We start from the raw sequence: 777 nt of genomic DNA, 5'->3' as shown, positions 1-777 counted from the left end.
TGATGTAGTCGACCGATGGGTCCGGCGGGAACTTGAACACCACCACGTCGCCGCGCTTGGGCTCCGAGCCCCAGATGCGGCCGGAAAAGATATCGGGACCGAACGGCAGCGAATAGCGCGAATAGCCGTAGGCCCATTTGGTGACGAAGAGATAGTCGCCTTCGAGCAGAGTCGGCCGCATCGAGCCGGACGGGATGGAGAAAGGCTGGAACAGCAGCGTGCGGATGACGAGCGCGAGCAGCAGAGCCTGGATGATGACGGAAAAGGTTTCCCCGAGCCCGCCGGATTTCTTCTGCGATTTTTCAGCCACGCTCATGTCGTCCTCGATTGTGCGATGTTGGTATAGAGTCTCGGCGCGCGCTGAGCAACGTCATGCCGCTCGTGGTCAGATGGAATCAATGTGGCGCTTGTTCGGCGGGCACCGCCTCGATAATCACAAAGGCTTGAGCAAGCGGGAAATCATCGGTGATGGTGAGATGGATCAGCGCCCGGTGGCCTTTCGGCAGTATGTTCTCCAGCCTGGCGGCGGCGCCGCCGGTCAGCGCCATGGTCGGCGCGCCGCTCGGCAGGTTGATCACGCCCATGTCGCGCCAGAACACGCCCTCGGCCATGCCGGTGCCCAGCGCCTTGGCGCAGGCCTCCTTGGCGGCGAAGCGCTTGGCGTAGGAAGCCGCGCGGGCGGCCCGCTTTTCCGACTTGGCCTGCTCGACCTCGGTGTAGATGCGCTGGACGAAGCGCTGGCCGTGCCGCTCCAGCGATTTTTCGATGCGTCTGATG

Annotated in this window: 2 protein-coding genes; both read right to left on the bottom strand. The window is 63.3% G+C overall.

Features of this window, described 5'->3' with window-relative positions:
* On the bottom strand, positions 1 to 316 hold a 316-nt coding region (lepB, locus tag EOA28_RS37445), incomplete at its 3' end, for a signal peptidase I (RefSeq protein WP_128315925.1).
* Between the two features lie 79 nt (positions 317 to 395).
* A complete protein-coding gene (acpS, locus tag EOA28_RS37440; RefSeq protein ID WP_245501708.1) occupies positions 396 to 776 on the bottom strand; it encodes a holo-ACP synthase in 381 nt (126 codons plus the stop codon).
* Position 777 lies beyond the last annotated feature (1 nt).

The organism is Mesorhizobium sp. M2A.F.Ca.ET.067.02.1.1 (assembly GCF_004023285.1).
GTDB lineage: Bacteria > Pseudomonadota > Alphaproteobacteria > Rhizobiales > Rhizobiaceae > Mesorhizobium.
Note: the sequence above shows the minus strand (reverse complement) of the source record. Positions and strands in the feature narration are given on the sequence as shown.